We start from the raw sequence: 12,966 nt of genomic DNA, 5'->3' as shown, positions 1-12,966 counted from the left end.
CAAGGGGCCGCCTGCGCGGCCCCTTTTTTGTTGCCCGACGTGTTGTTCGACAATCGCCCGATGCTGATCCGTCCCTTCCTTGCGATCTCAGCCCTGATGCTGCTGGCATCGGCGGTGCATGCCCAGGGTACCGTCTACCGTTGCCCGGGGCCGCCGGTGCTCTACACCGACGCGCTGTCCGCACGCGAGGCGGCCGACAAGGGCTGCCGCACGATCGAGGGCACGCCCATCACCGTCGTGCAGGCGCCGCGCCCACGGTCAGGCGCGCCGGCCGATCCGAATGCCAAGTCGCCAGGGGATGCGCGCATCGATGCCAATCAGCAGAAGTTCCGTGACACCGAACGCCGTCGCCTGCTGGAGGCCGAACTGCGTGCCACCGAGGACCGCCTGTCTGCCGCGCGAGCGGAGTTCAACAACGGCCAGGGCGAACGCCGGGGCGACGAGCGCAACTACCAGCGCTACCTCGACCGCATGGCCGGCCTCAAGGACAGCATCACGCGCCTGGAAGGCGATGTGCAGGCCCTCAAGCGCGAAATCTCCAAACTGCCCTAAGTCTGGCTTCGGCCAGTTGTCTGGCCATGACTGATATCCCGCCACTCCAGCAGGAGCTCTCCAGCTTCGACCTGCTGGCCACCATGGTCGTCGTCGTCGACGCCGAAGGTGCCTGCCTGTTCGCCAATATGGCGTTCGAGAACGTCACCCGGGTCTCGCGCAAGACCCTGGTCGGCACCCGATTGCAGGACATGCTCTCCGAGCCACTGCGCCTGACCGAAACGCTGGATGGCGTCTCGGCCAACCGCTATGCCAGCAGCCGCTTCGATGGCGAGCTGCGCCTGGGCGCCTGGGCGCAGGACGAGCAGCGCCCGGTCCATATCTTTGTCTCCCAGATGGACGGGCCGGGCTCGCAGCGCTTCGTCGTCGAGCTGATCGAGAGCGCGCAGCAGGCGCGGCAGGACCGCGATGAGCGCAACATCGACCAGGTCCAGGCCACCAAGGAGCTGACCCGCAACCTGGCCCACGAGATCAAGAACCCGCTGGGCGGCATCCGGGGCGCTGCGCAGTTGCTGATGCTCGAACTTGAAAGCCTCGACGGCGGGGCCGAGCTGAATGAATACATCCAGGTCATCGTCCACGAGGTGGACCGGCTCCAGTCTCTGGTGGACCGCCTGCTGGCCCCGCACCGCAAGGCCCAGGTGATCGGCGACGTGAACATCCACGAGGTCTGTGAGCGGGTCCGGTCTCTCGTCCTGATCGAGCACCCCAAGGGCCTGTCCATCCAGCGCGACTACGACATCTCGCTGCCGGACTTCCGGGGTGACCGCGAGCAGTTGATCCAGGCCGTGCTCAACATCGTCCAGAACGCCGCCCAGGCCCTCGCACCCCGGATTGCCCGGGGCGATGCCGAGATCGTCATCCGCACGCGCGTGGCCCGCCAGATCACCATCGGCAAGCAGCGCTGGCGCTTGGCATTGGAATTGCATGTCGAGGACAACGGACCTGGCATACCGCCTGATATCCGAGACCGCATCTTCTTGCCCCTTGTGTCGGGGCGGGATGGCGGTTCAGGATTGGGCCTCACGCTCGCCCAGACCATCGCCCAGCAGCACCAGGGCATGATCGACGTCGAGAGTGAACCAGGTCACACCGACTTCCGCATCACTCTGCCATTGCCCTGATGAAATCGATTTGGGTTGTTGACGACGACCACTCCATCCGGTTCGTGTTGGAGAAGGCGCTCGCCCGCGAGGGTCTGCCTGTGCGGACCTTTTCCAACGCCCGCGACATGCTGGCTGCACTCGACGACGAGACCCCCCAGGTCCTCGTCTCCGACATCCGAATGCCGGGTGGTTCGGGCCTCGAGCTGCTGGCCAAGGTCAAGGCCCGGCTGCCGGGCTTGCCCGTCATCATCATGACGGCCTACTCCGACCTGGACAGTGCGGTCTCCGCCTTCCAGGGCGGTGCCTTTGAATACCTGCCCAAACCCTTCGACCTCCCTCGCGCCGTCGAGCTGATCCGCCGTGCGCAGGAGGAAAGCCAACGCGAAGCGTCCGAGCAGGAGGCCGCCGCCGAGGTGCCCGAGATGCTGGGCCAGGCCCCGGCCATGCAGGACGTCTTCCGTGCCATCGGCCGCCTCTCGCAGAGCCACGTCACCGTGCTCATCACCGGCGAGAGCGGCTCGGGCAAGGAGCTCGTCGCCCGCGCACTGCACAAGCACTCGCCGCGCGCCGAAGGCCCCTTCGTGGCCATCAACACGGCCGCCATTCCGCGCGACCTGCTGGAGAGTGAACTCTTCGGCCATGAGCGCGGCGCCTTCACCGGCGCGCAGACCTCGCGGCGCGGGCGCTTTGAGCAGGCCGACGGCGGCACGCTCTTCCTCGACGAAATCGGCGACATGCCCTTCGAGCTGCAGACGCGATTGCTGCGCGTGCTGTCAGACGGACAGTACTACCGCGTCGGCGGCCACAGCCCGCTGCGCAGCAATGTGCGCGTCATCGCCGCCACCCACCAGAACCTTGAAGACCGCGTGCGGCAAGGCGCCTTCCGCGAGGACTTGTTCCACCGCCTCAACGTCATCCGCCTGCGCCTGCCCCCGCTGCGCGAGCGCCGTGAAGACATCCCCGGCCTCGCACGCCACTTCCTGCAGCGCAGCGCCACCCAGCTCGGTGTCGAGCCCAAGCGGCTTTCCGAAGCTGCGCTGGCCAAGCTCACGCAGTTCGACTTCCCCGGCAACGTGCGGCAGCTGGAGAACATCTGCCACTGGCTCAGCGTCATGGCCCCGAGCCAGACCGTCGAGCCCAAGGACCTGCCGACCGAAGTGCAGGACAGCTCCGCGAGCCTGGGAGGTGGCGCGTCGCTACTCGCCTCCGGTGCACTGGCGGCGCCTGTATCGCTGGACCCAAGCCGCCCCGAGGCGGGGGCTGGCGTGGGCTTCCCTGGCCAGCCGGCACGCAGCGCGGTGCCCGTGAATGGTGGCGGGAATGGCAGCGGTAACTCGTCGCTGTCCGAAGGTGGCTGGCTCTCCGACATGGCCCAGGAAGCGCGGCGCCTGCTGGTGGCCGGCGACCCCGAGGTCTGGGACGCGCTGACCCGTCAGTTCGAGGCTCAGCTCATCATCACGGCGCTGGACATCACCCGGGGCCGCCGCATCGAGGCCGCGCAAAAGCTCGGCATCGGCCGCAACACCATCACGCGCAAGATCCAGGAGCTGGGGCTGGACGTGTGACCGGTACCCCGGCTCGGGCCGTGCGCCGGGCCGCCCCAAGCCGGCCCGTCTGGTGCGCGGGCGGCTCAATGCCGCACAGCGCGCCGTCCCCTCGGGGGACCGTTCAAGGTACTCGTTGAACGAGGGGCTTGGAGGACTGACCCAACCAGACCTCCAGCCCCTGCGCGTTCAGTTCGACGTCCATCGCCAGCCATTCGGCGGCGCGGTCGGCGTCGAAGGGGCCCTGGTGTTGCACCAGGTCGGCCAGGTAGAGCGCCAGCAATTCCGACTTCAGCAGCCGATGCCGCTCGGGCGATTCACGCAGCGCCAGCGCGATCTGCGTCATCCCGTCCACCAGCGCCAGCATGCCTGCCGCCAGACGCCGCACGTCGGCCGCATCGTGGCCCACGCGGCCATAGTGGGTCAGGTACATCGCGGTGGGGCCGGTCTCCAGCAGCTGTGCCACCGTCGTCTTCAGCGCGGTGGGGTCGAACTGCACCGGCGTGCTCGTCGGCAGGATCCACGCTTGGCTGTTTTGCCCCAACTGGCGGTCGAACTCGCGGTACGACAGCCCGAACGTGTCCCCGCAGAACCAGCCCTGGCTGCGCGCATCCCAGATCGCATGGTGGTGCTTGCAGTGCCCCGGCGCGTCGATCAGCCGCAGGGGACGGCCGGCCAGTTCAATCACCTGCCCATCGCTGCTGGCCTGCGCCCGATCGGCCGCCACCGGCACCAGCTTGCCGTAGCTGCGCTCCATCTCCACCTCGCCATAGACGGACAGCGCGCTCAGCCACAGCGCCTTGGGGTCCACCATGTGGCGCAGCCCGCGCGGGTGCACCAGCGCGCGTGCTTGCGGCAGTTGCTGCATCAGCAGGCCCACACCGCCTGCATGGTCCAGATGCACATGCGTCGGGATCACCCAGTCCACCGCCTCGCGCGCCAGGCCTAGGTGGTCGAGCGCCGCCAGCAGGCGCGGCACCGCAAAGTTGGTCCCCGTGTCGATGAAGGCCGCGCGGCCCGCTTCCACCATCAGGTAGGCCGCATCGAAGCGGGGGCGCTGGAAGCCCGTGTCGATGGCATAGATGCCGTGGCCAAGGTCTTCGATGAAATCAGGCATGGGGCAGGGCGCGCGTGGCGCGCCAGGGGGCTTCCTAGAATGGCCCGCACGATACCCGAGCACAACCCAGGAGGGCGCCGTGGCCGTTCGAGAGATCCTCAAGATGGGCGACCCCCGCCTGCTGCGCGTGGCCCAGTCCGTCACCGCGTTTGGCACGCCCGAACTGCGGCTTCTCGTGGCCGACATGTTCGAGACCATGGCCGCCGTGAACGGCGCTGGCCTCGCCGCACCGCAAATCGGCGTTGATCTGCAACTCGTCATCTTCGGCTTCAGCCAGAACGCCCGTTACCCCGAGGCACCGCCCTTGCCCGCCACCGTGCTGATCAACCCCGTCATCGAGGTACTGCCGGGCAGCAGCAGGGTCGAGGGCTGGGAGGGCTGCCTGTCCGTCCCCGGCCTGCGCGGCGTTGTCGAGCGAGATGACCGCGTCCGCTACCGCGGCTTCGACCTCGAAGGCCGGCCCCTCGATGTCGAGGCCGAGGGCTTCCACGCCCGCGTCGTCCAGCATGAGTGCGACCACCTCGTCGGGGTGCTCTACCCGATGCGGGTTAAGGACTTCACACGGTTTGGGTATACGGAGGTGCTGTTTCCCGGGGTGGAGGCGGCCGGCGAGGATTGACGGCAGGGCGTTCGGGTGTCGTCGTGCCGACTCGGACCTGCCTCCGCACGGCCTGCCTCTCCAGATGCACCGCTGAGCTAGGGGCTTCCCGTCCCGGAAACGGGTGGCGACCCGTGCTGGTGACAGCGGTGACAATCCTTCCTGCTTACGAACGCCAATATCAGTTCGCCTCGGAGGAAGCATGATGATGAACCGCCTGATCTGCGCAGCGCTATTCTGCGTCACTACCGTTGCCAATGCGCTGACCTACGTTGAGTCAGTCGACCTGCCCGACAACATGTCCTTAGATCCCAGCGCTTCGGTGGGCGCGCTGGATGTGGGCTCTAACACGGTGTCCGGCGCGTTGAACGGCGTTTGCATACTGGCCCCAGGCGGCTGCAATTCCGCCACTCCTGGTGACGGAGATACCCAAGACAGTTTTCTGTTGACCGTTCAGGCGGGCACTCAGTTGCGCAGCCTCGTCCTCAGTAGCGTCGGTACCGTCGGGCCGAAAGGCTTCAGCGCCAACTTCTACCTGACGGACGAATCTTGGGCGCCGACAGTCAACGTGTTCATCCCCATCAATGGCGTCAGTCCCAATCTGCTGGATCGGCCGCTCGGCCCGGGTGTGTACAGCTTGACCGTGTTCGGCCAGGTTGCGGTTGAGCCAGGCGCCTTTGTGTTGCCCTACACCCTGTCGTTGGAAGTCAGCGCCGTACCTGAGCCCGAGACGGCGGTTCTGCTGCTCTGTGGTGGCCTCCTGCTGGCAATCCGCCGCCGACAGTCCGCCGCTTAAAGCCGCGCGCTTTCAACCGGGCCTCGACTCTTTGGAGTCGAGGCCTTTTTCATGGGTGTTTAAGCAGACTGGAACCAGCTCACGCTGGCGGCAGCCCATCCGCAACGCAGGCGGTCCGGCGCTCACGGGTACCTAGTTCTTCTTGATGAAACGACGTTCCAATTCCGGCACAATGGCGGTCACGCGCTGCGGCGGCCTGTGAGCCTGCCGTAGCCGGCCGGGCCGCTGAGCCAGTCCATGCCGACTGGAGCAGGTGCGCGCTTCGGCCCCTGTTGCGCCTGCCTTGGCCCTGCTGGCTGATCCTTTGGCGCCCCTTTTTGACTGTGGCCTTGTGCTGTGCGCACGGCCGGTTTTGTGCAGCCCCCACCCACCATGAAGATCGCCCTCATCATCGAAAACAGCCAGGCCGCCAAGTCTGAGATCGTCCACTCTGCGCTCAAGGCTGTGGCCGAGCCGCTGGGCCATTCGGTCCACCACTACGGCATGTACGCGCCCGAGGACAAGGCCTCGCTGACCTATGTGATGAACGGCCTGCTGGCCGGCATCCTGCTCAACGCCAAGGCGGCGGACTTTGTCGTCACGGGCTGCGGCACGGGCATGGGCTCGATGTTGGCCTGCAACTCGATGCCGGGCGTGTTCTGCGGCCTGGTGATCGACCCGACCGACGCCTTCCTCTTCGGCCAGATCAACGACGGCAACTGCCTGTCCATGCCCTATGCCAAGGGCTTTGGCTGGGCGGCCGAGCTGAACCTGCAGGACTGCTACCGCAAGCTCTTCGAGCATGAGCGTGGCGTGGGCTACCCCAAGGAGCGCGCGGCCATCATGGCCAAGAACCGCGGCATCCTGAAGGACCTGAAGGGCGCCAGCTGCCGCCCGATGATCGAGGTGCTCAAGAGTGTGGATCAGGACCTGCTGAAGGCCGCCTGCGCGGGCGAGAAGTTCCAGGAGCTGTTCTTTGCCAACAGCCAGGACGCCGAGATCAGCGCCTACCTGAAGACGCTGCTGGCCTGACCGGCTTCGGCTCTGCTCGGGCTGCCGCCCGCCCCGCCTTTGTTGGCGCGGCGGGCGGTTTTGCGTGGGGGCCTTGGCGCCAGGTCGCGCGCGATGCTCTAAGCTTCGCGCCCAAAATGTCTGACCGATCCACCCCCCGTATCCGCCGGCGCGGCTTTGTTGGCCTGCTTGGTGCCTGTTCCGTGGTGCGTGGCGCGCTCGCCAACAGCCCGAATCCTGGAGAGAAACGCATGTACAAGGACCCAGCTGCCCCCGTGGCCGCGCGCGTCGAGCATCTGCTGTCGCTGATGACGCTGGAAGAAAAAGTGGCGCAGATGCTGTGCCTCTGGCAGACCAAGCCCAAGATCCAGACGCCGGACGGCGAGTTCGACCCTGTCAAGGCCAGCGAGTCCTGCCCGCACGGCATGGGCATGATCGCCCGGCCGTCTGACCGCCAGTTGGGTGGCGCGGCCCAGGTGGCCGGCAACAGCGGCACCATCGTCAACCGCACCGCGAGCGAGACCGCGCGCTATGTGAACGCCGCGCAAAAGTGGGCGATGGAAAAGACCCGGCTCGGCATCCCGATGCTGATGCACGAAGAGGCCTTGCACGGCTACGTGGCGCGCGGCGCCACCAGCTTCCCGCAGGCCATCGGCCTGGCCTCCAGCTTCGACCCCGAACTGGTGGAAGCCGTGTTCAGCGTCGCGGCCTTGGAGATGCGCGCCGCCGGCACCCAACTGGCGCTCGCGCCGGTGGTGGACGTGGCGCGTGACCCGCGCTGGGGCCGCATCGAAGAAACCTTTGGCGAAGACCCCCACCTCAGCACCGAGATCGGCAAGGCGGCCGTGCTGGGTCTGCAGGGTCGCGGCTTGCCGCTGGCCAACGGCAAGGTGCTGGCCACGCTCAAGCACATGACCGGCCACGGCCAGCCCGAGAGCGGCACCAACATCGGCCCCGCCCAGGTCAGCGAGCGCGTGTTGCGGGAAGCCTTCTTCCCGCCCTTCAAGCGCATCATCGAAGAGACCGGCGTCGGCGCCATCATGCCGTCGTACAACGAGATCGACGGGCAACCCTCGCACGCCAGCGTCTGGCTGCTGCGCGACATCCTGCGCAAGGAGTGGGGCTACCAGGGCCTGACGGTGTCCGACTACTTCGGCAACCGCGAGCTCATCACCCGCCACCGCCTGGCCGCTGACAACCGCGAGGCCGCCATCCGCGCGCTGCTGGCCGGTGTGGACGTCGAGACCCCCGACCCCGAGACCTACAAAGAGCTGCCTGCCCTGGTGCGCGAAGGCGCCGTGCCCGAGGCCCTGATCGACGAGGCCGTGCGCCGCGTGCTGAGCTTCAAGTTCGAGGCGGGGCTCTTCGAGAACCCGTATGTGGAGGAGGCTGCCGCCGACGCACTCTTCGCCACGCCCGCGTCCATCGCCCTCTCGCGCCGCGCCGCCACGCGCTCGGCCGTGCTGCTCAAGAACGACGGCGTGCTGCCGCTGGAGGCCAAGAAGATCAAGCGCCTCTTGGTGCTGGGCACCCACGCGGTGGACACGCCCATCGGCGGCTACTCCGACATCCCCACCCATGTCGTCTCTGTGCTCGACGGCCTGCGCGCCGAGGGCAAGCAAGCGGGCTTCGAGGTGGACTATGCCGTCGGCGTGGGCATCACCAAGGAGCGCATCTGGGGCCAGGATGCCGTCAACTTCATCGACCCCGAGGTCAACCGCCAGCACATCCGCGAGGCTGTGGAGCGCGCCAAGCACGCCGACCACATCGTCATGGTGCTGGGCGACAACGAGCAGACCAGCCGCGAGGCCTGGGCCGACGCCCACCTCGGCGACCGCGACTCCCTGGAGCTGATGGGCGAGCAGAACGAACTGGCCGCCGCCATCTTTGCGCTCAAGAAGCCCACCGTGGTCTTCCTGCTCAATGGCCGGCCGCTCAGCATCAACTTCCTGGACGCCCAGGCCAACGCCATCGTCGAGGGCTGGTACCTCGGCCAGGAGACCGGCCACGCCGCCGCTGACCTGCTCTTCGGCCGCGCCAATCCGGGCGGGAAGCTGCCCGTCAGCATCCCGCGCTCGGTCGGCCAACTGCCGGTGTTCTACAACCACAAGCCCAGTGCACGCCGCGGCTACCTGGCGGGCAGCGTGAAGCCTCTGTATCCCTTCGGCTACGGGCTCAGCTACACCAAGTTCGAGATCTCTGAGCCCGTGCTCGCCAAGGCCAGCATCGGCGTGAACGACTCGGTGGCGGTGAGCGTCACGGTCAAGAACGTCGGCAGCCGCGCGGGCGACGAGGTTGTGCAGCTTTATGTGCGCGACGACTTCGCCAGCGTCACCCGCCCCGTGAAGGAGCTCAAGCACTTCAAGCGCATCCACCTCCAGCCGGGCGAGAGCCAGCAGGTGAGCTTCACGCTCAAGCCGGCGGATCTGGCCTTCTACAACGTGGCGATGAAGTGGGTGGTTGAGCCCGGCACCTTCACCATCTACGCCGGGCCGGACAGCGAGCAGCTCAAGTCCGCCGTGCTGACCGTGCAAGGGTAGATTTTTGTAATCCGGGTCCACCGGCGGTCGCTCTAGCACGTTGAGGCCTCGCAAGGAGGCCTTGAGCCATGACGACCGTCACCCCTTCCGTTGCCCACCGCAGTACCGGTAGCGCCACCCGAAACGTCACACTCACGCGCGCCATGTGGCGCGCTGTGGCCTTCAGTCTCCTGATGGCGCTCGGCCAGGCCGGCCGCGCGCAGGCGGACGAGCCCAAGGACCCACCCACGCGCGCGGGCCGTGTTGCGGCGGTGCTGGGCGATGCCTGGCTCTTCGACGCCGACACCCGCGAATGGCAGCGCCTGGTGCGCAACCAGACCGTCGGCGAGGGCGACCGCCTGCGCACCGACGAGCGCGCCCGTGTGTCCGTGCGCGTCGGCTCCACCAGCCTCTGGATCGATGAGCGCAGCGATGTCGAACTGACCCAGCTCGACGAAGATCGCACCCTCATCAGCATCGAGCGCGGCGACGTGGCCCTGCGCCTGCGCACCACCGAGGCGGTGCAGGAGACGCGGCTGCGCACCCGCGAAGGCACGCTGGGCGCTGAAACCGCGGGCCTCTACCGCGTCGAGCAACTCGATCGCGGCACCAAGGCTTATGCCTTCCAGGGGCGCCTGCGCTTTGATTGGCAACGTGCCGCGGAGGCTACGCCCTTGTGGCTGGCCGAGGGGGAGCAGGTCGAGTTCTGGTGGCCCGGCGGCCCGCGCGCCGAGCGCTCGCGCCTCTACGCTGACGCCTTCAGCGACTGGGTGCTCGCTGAGAGCCGCGCCGAGGGCGACTGGCAGGTGGCCCGCTACGTCTCGCCCGAGATGACCGGCGCCGAAGACCTCGACCGCCACGGCCGCTGGGAGACCGCGCCCGAGTGGGGCACGGTGTGGATCCCGAGCGTCGTCGTCCCCAACTGGGCGCCCTACCGCTTTGGCCACTGGGCCTGGACCCGCCACTGGGGCTGGACTTGGGTGGACGACGCGCCCTGGGGCTTTGCGCCCTTCCACTACGGACGCTGGGTCATCTGGGGTGGGCGTTGGTGCTGGGCGCCGGGCAGCTACGTGCACCGCCCGGTCTACGCGCCCGCCCTGGTGGGCTGGGTGGGCACGGGCGGCGTCAGCGTCAGCATCACGCTGGGCAGCCGCGCGGCGCCGCCGCGCGTCGGTTGGTACCCGCTGGCGCCGCGTGAGGTCTATGTGCCGACCTACCGCCACAGCCCCCGCTACGAATACCGGGTGAACGACCGCCCCGACTGGCGCGCCGCGCGTGACCCCATCCCCCCCGGCCGCCCGCACCTCTACCGCGAGCAGCCGGCCGCCGTCAGCGTGGTGCCGCGCCCCGGCGTCGGCCACGGCTTCGAGCCCCTGCCGCGCGGCCAGGATGATGGCTGGCGCGGCGCCAAGCCGCTGCCCGGCGCGCCCTCGCGTGGTGAGTTCAGCGCCATGCTGCCCCCGCGCCCGGCACAGCCTCAGCCGGCGGGCGCGATGCGTGAACCGGGCCCTGACATCGGATGGCGCAGCGACGGCGGCCGCCCCCGCCGCGAGCGCGGCCCCGATCGCGATGGTTTCAACCCGCCCGGGCCCACCCGCCCACAGCCCCTGCCCCAAGCCGGCCAGCCGCAGGTTCCCCAAGGCATCGGCATGGGCCAGGGCGCCGAGCCCGAACGCCGCGTGCCACGCGCCCCGGCCGCGCCATTCAACCCTGCCACCGGGCAGCCGGTGACCAGCGCGCCGCAAATGCAAGCGCAGCCGCCGGCCCAAGCTCAGAACCCAGGCTTGCCCGTCGGCGGCGAGGAGGCCTTGCGCCGCCAGCAGTGGGAGCAGCGGCAGCGTGAGCAACAGCAGCAACAACAGCAGCAGGTGCCACACACGCAGATGTCGCCGGCGCCGATGCAGATCCAGCAGCAGCGCGCCGCCGAAGAGCAGCGCCAGCAGGCCGAGCAGCAGGCCCGGCAACGCGAGCAGATGCAGCGTGAGCAGTTCCAGCGCGAACAGATGCAGCGCGACCAACAGCAGCGACAGCAGCTCGACGAGTTGCAGCGCCAGCAACAGCAGTTGCAACAGCAGCAACAACGCCAACGCGACGAGCAAGCCCGCCGCGAGGCCTGGGGCTCAGGCGGCCAAGGTCAGCAGCCGGGTCTTGGCGGCTTCCAGCGGCCTCAACAGCCGCAGCCCCAAATGCAGACGCAGATGCCGACCCAGATGCCGCCCCAGTCCACGCAGCGCGGCTTTGAGCCACCACGCCCCATGCCGCAGCCTCAGGCCCAGCCCGAGCGTCGCAACGATGAAGGCGCCACCCGCCGCAACGGCGGCATGCGCGGCGACAAGGAGCGCGAGCGCATGCAAGAGCGCTGAGCGGCGCTGGCTACTTGAGCAGGGGTTTGAGCCCCTGCCACACCGTCTCCAGCATCACCGGGTGGGCTTTGGCCAGCGGGTGGATACGGTCGGGCTGGAACCACTCCATCGCATCCGCCCGGTCCGCCACGCCGGCCAGCAAAAAGGGCACCAGGGCCGCCTTGCGCGCCTGCGCCACCTCGGCAAACAGGCCAGCAAACTCGCGGCCATAGCTGGGGCCATAGTTGGGCGGCACCTGCATGCCCACGATCAGCACCTTGGCGCCCGTGGCTTGGGCGGCCTCGGTCATCGCCAGCAGGTTCTCGCGCGTGCTCTTGAGCGGCAGGCCGCGCAGCGCATCGTTGCCACCTAGTTCGATGATCACGATGCCCGGCTTCACGTCGCGCAGCAGGGCGGGCAGGCGGCTGCGCCCGCCGGCAGTGGTGTCGCCACTGATGCTGGCATTGCGCACCTGGTGCGGCAGCTTCTGGGCCTTGAGCTTGTCCTGCAGCAGGGCCACCCAGCCGGTGCCCGCGGCCAGGCCGTACTCGGCCGAGAGGCTGTCGCCCACCACGACGATCTGCTGCCGGTTGATGCCCTGCGCGAGCGTGAGCCCTGACGAAAGCAATGCCAGCAGCCCAAAGCTACAGTGCGCCAGCCCCTGTCGTCTCGTCACCCGCCACGCGCGCCACACCATGTCCGAAGTCCTCGTCGAAGTCGATCAGCTCACCAAGCGCGTCCAGGACGCCACCGGCGAGCTGACGATTCTGCATGCGCTGAGCTTTCAGCTTCGGGCGCATGAGTCGGTCGCCATCGTCGGCGCCTCGGGCTCGGGCAAGAGCACCTTGCTGGCCTTGCTCGCGGGCCTGGACACACCCTCGGGCGGCACGGTGCGCTTGCGGGGCCAGGATCTCTTCAGCCTCGACGAAGACGGCCGCGCCGCGCTGCGAGCCCGCGAACTGGGCTTTGTGTTCCAGAGCTTCCAGCTGCTGGCGCACCTGACGGCGCTGGAGAACGTGATGCTGCCGCTGGAGCTGCGCGGTGTGCCCGACGCCGCCGCCCAAGCCAAGGCCATGTTGGCCCGCGTGGGGCTGGCCGAGCGCCTCGGCCACTACCCGCGCGTGCTCTCGGGCGGTGAGCAGCAACGCGTGGCGCTGGCCAGGGCCTTTGTGCAGCGGCCCGCTTTGCTATTGGCCGACGAACCCACCGGCAGCCTCGACTTTGCGACCGGCGCGGCGGTGATGGAGCTGATGTTTGAACTCAACCGTGAGGCCGGCACGACGCTGGTGCTCGTCACCCACGACCGAGAGATCGCGGCGCGGTGTGAGCGGCAGTTGAGGATTGAGGCGGGGCGGTTGGTGGCTTGAGTTTTGTTGGGGCGGTGGGCGGGTTGGTTGATCGG

General features: G+C 68.3%; 11 protein-coding genes. 9 read left to right on the top strand and 2 right to left on the bottom strand.

What is annotated here, in order from left to right:
• Window positions 1-60 precede the first annotated feature (60 nt).
• From ABDJ85_RS18240 to ntrC, 3 genes are read left to right on the top strand one after another with little or no spacing between them, the layout of a single operon-like run.
• On the top strand, window positions 61-552 hold the full coding sequence (locus ABDJ85_RS18240; protein ID WP_347706233.1) for a hypothetical protein: 492 nt from the start codon (window positions 61-63) through the stop codon (window positions 550-552).
• Window positions 553-578: 26 nt separating this feature from the next.
• Window positions 579-1,676 carry a nitrogen regulation protein NR(II) gene (gene glnL / locus ABDJ85_RS18235; RefSeq protein WP_347706232.1) on the top strand — a complete coding sequence of 366 codons (1,098 nt, stop codon included), beginning with the start codon at window positions 579-581 and terminating at the stop codon, window positions 1,674-1,676.
• Window positions 1,676-3,223 carry a nitrogen regulation protein NR(I) gene (gene ntrC / locus ABDJ85_RS18230; protein WP_347706231.1) on the top strand — a complete coding sequence of 516 codons (1,548 nt, stop codon included), beginning with the start codon at window positions 1,676-1,678 and terminating at the stop codon, window positions 3,221-3,223. The genes glnL and ntrC overlap by 1 nt, the downstream gene beginning before the upstream one ends.
• Before the next feature lie 103 nt (window positions 3,224-3,326).
• Here the strand turns inward: ntrC and ABDJ85_RS18225 are convergent, their stop codons facing one another.
• Window positions 3,327-4,319 carry an MBL fold metallo-hydrolase gene (locus ABDJ85_RS18225; RefSeq protein ID WP_347706230.1) on the bottom strand — a complete coding sequence of 331 codons (993 nt, stop codon included), beginning with the start codon at window positions 4,317-4,319 and terminating at the stop codon, window positions 3,327-3,329.
• A gap of 79 nt (window positions 4,320-4,398) precedes the next feature.
• Between ABDJ85_RS18225 and def the strand changes: the two genes are divergently transcribed.
• The 5 genes from def (at window position 4,399) to ABDJ85_RS18200 (ending at window position 11,585) form a co-directional block, all read left to right on the top strand.
• The gene (gene def / locus ABDJ85_RS18220) at window positions 4,399-4,938 is read left to right on the top strand and encodes a peptide deformylase (RefSeq protein WP_347706229.1); all 540 of its coding nucleotides are present in this window, start codon (window positions 4,399-4,401) and stop codon (window positions 4,936-4,938) included.
• A 187-nt stretch (window positions 4,939-5,125) separates the two neighbouring features.
• A complete protein-coding gene (locus tag ABDJ85_RS18215) occupies window positions 5,126-5,713 on the top strand; it encodes a PEP-CTERM sorting domain-containing protein (protein WP_347706228.1) in 588 nt (195 codons plus the stop codon).
• A 372-nt stretch (window positions 5,714-6,085) separates the two neighbouring features.
• Window positions 6,086-6,724 carry an RpiB/LacA/LacB family sugar-phosphate isomerase gene (locus ABDJ85_RS18210; RefSeq protein ID WP_347706227.1) on the top strand — a complete coding sequence of 213 codons (639 nt, stop codon included), beginning with the start codon at window positions 6,086-6,088 and terminating at the stop codon, window positions 6,722-6,724.
• 230 nt (window positions 6,725-6,954) lie between these two features.
• Window positions 6,955-9,243 (top strand): glycoside hydrolase family 3 N-terminal domain-containing protein, encoded by a 2,289-nt coding sequence (locus ABDJ85_RS18205; RefSeq protein ID WP_347706226.1) that lies wholly within the window; start codon window positions 6,955-6,957, stop codon window positions 9,241-9,243.
• A 68-nt stretch (window positions 9,244-9,311) separates the two neighbouring features.
• A complete protein-coding gene (locus ABDJ85_RS18200; RefSeq protein WP_347706225.1) occupies window positions 9,312-11,585 on the top strand; it encodes a DUF6600 domain-containing protein in 2,274 nt (757 codons plus the stop codon).
• 10 nt (window positions 11,586-11,595) lie between these two features.
• Here the strand turns inward: ABDJ85_RS18200 and ABDJ85_RS18195 are convergent, their stop codons facing one another.
• Entirely contained in the window at window positions 11,596-12,261 is a 666-nt protein-coding gene (locus ABDJ85_RS18195; RefSeq protein ID WP_430765568.1) for an arylesterase, read from the bottom strand.
• Between ABDJ85_RS18195 and ABDJ85_RS18190 the strand changes: the two genes are divergently transcribed.
• A complete protein-coding gene (locus ABDJ85_RS18190) occupies window positions 12,260-12,931 on the top strand; it encodes an ABC transporter ATP-binding protein (RefSeq protein WP_347706223.1) in 672 nt (223 codons plus the stop codon). The two genes, ABDJ85_RS18195 and ABDJ85_RS18190, sit on opposite strands and share 2 nt — an antisense overlap.
• The last annotated feature ends 35 nt before the right edge of the window (window positions 12,932-12,966 follow it).

Origin of the sequence: Roseateles paludis, assembly GCF_039872745.1 — a bacterium.
In the GTDB taxonomy this organism is placed as follows: Bacteria; Pseudomonadota; Gammaproteobacteria; order Burkholderiales; family Burkholderiaceae_C; genus Pelomonas; species Pelomonas paludis.
This window is presented reverse-complemented; position numbering and strand designations above follow the sequence as displayed.

Bases quoted from the DNA above. Each gene is read 5' to 3' on its own strand.
- ABDJ85_RS18200 (WP_347706225.1), top strand. From the start codon at position 9,312: ATGACGACCGTCACCCCTTCCGTTGCCCACCGCAGTACCGGTAGCGCC.
- ABDJ85_RS18195 (WP_430765568.1), bottom strand. From the start codon at position 12,261: ATGGTGTGGCGCGCGTGGCGGGTGACGAGACGACAGGGGCTGGCGCAC.
- ABDJ85_RS18215 (WP_347706228.1), top strand. From the start codon at position 5,126: ATGAACCGCCTGATCTGCGCAGCGCTATTCTGCGTCACTACCGTTGCC.
- ABDJ85_RS18210 (WP_347706227.1), top strand. From the start codon at position 6,086: ATGAAGATCGCCCTCATCATCGAAAACAGCCAGGCCGCCAAGTCTGAG.
- ntrC (WP_347706231.1), top strand. From the start codon at position 1,676: ATGAAATCGATTTGGGTTGTTGACGACGACCACTCCATCCGGTTCGTG.
- ABDJ85_RS18205 (WP_347706226.1), top strand. From the start codon at position 6,955: ATGTACAAGGACCCAGCTGCCCCCGTGGCCGCGCGCGTCGAGCATCTG.
- ABDJ85_RS18225 (WP_347706230.1), bottom strand. From the start codon at position 4,319: ATGCCTGATTTCATCGAAGACCTTGGCCACGGCATCTATGCCATCGAC.
- ABDJ85_RS18190 (WP_347706223.1), top strand. From the start codon at position 12,260: ATGTCCGAAGTCCTCGTCGAAGTCGATCAGCTCACCAAGCGCGTCCAG.
- glnL (WP_347706232.1), top strand. From the start codon at position 579: ATGACTGATATCCCGCCACTCCAGCAGGAGCTCTCCAGCTTCGACCTG.
- ABDJ85_RS18240 (WP_347706233.1), top strand. From the start codon at position 61: ATGCTGATCCGTCCCTTCCTTGCGATCTCAGCCCTGATGCTGCTGGCA.